Here is a 744-nt window from a genome sequence, read left to right on the forward strand (position 1 = left end):
TTATTAAGCAATTCTTTGATATTACTTTTGGAAAGCAATCCTGAATCCGCCACAACTATCGGGGCGGGAAGGTTATATTTTTTTCTAAATGCTTCTATTACAGGAATCATCGTATGGCCTTCAAACTTGTTGCCCTCAAAAATCTCGTATGCCAGTGGATAACCCTCTAGACCTACCAGCAAGCCCAAAACAATTTGTGGATTTTGGTGCTTTCCTTCTTTGGAAAAACCTGTCTTCCTCAGATCATCCTCCTGATCCACCTCAAAATAAAGAGTCGTGCAGTCATAAAAGACTATATTGATACTGCCTCCAAGTATTTTCTTGGTATGGGAGAAGCTGATCAGCTGTACAGTCTGCTTATAATTGGTGTAAAGCTTGTCCATATACCGGTAAAGGTCCTGAACCTGAAAATCAAGGCCGTGATAGGTCAGAAGATAATCACAGGTTTTGAGTTTGCTGGAGGGAAAACATATTCTGGAATAGACCAGCCACTTGAAAATGTCGTCCTTGATTACATTGAATCCGATATCATTGAATATTTTATCCAGAAGCAGTTCTGTACCTGAAACTGTAATGTTTTCTACACTTTCCAAAACAGATTCTGCTGTCTGCTCTTCATTGTTGAACGGCATATCAAGAATTCCTTTATAATTCCTGATCCATTCTTCTCCCAATGAAACCAGCCTTTCTACTTCAGATTTATCGGAACTGCTCCCAATGGTTTTGGCAACCTTGTAACTTCCC

1 protein-coding gene is annotated in these 744 nt (G+C 39.8%); it reads right to left on the minus strand.

From position 1 onward, the window contains the following. A partial coding sequence (locus GKS34_RS23195; protein ID WP_163387533.1) for an IS1634 family transposase occupies positions 1-744 on the minus strand: 744 nt, incomplete at both ends.

The sequence above is a fragment of the Cyclobacterium jeungdonense genome (genome assembly GCF_010994275.1).
GTDB classification, from domain to species: Bacteria; Bacteroidota; Bacteroidia; order Cytophagales; family Cyclobacteriaceae; genus Cyclobacterium; species Cyclobacterium jeungdonense.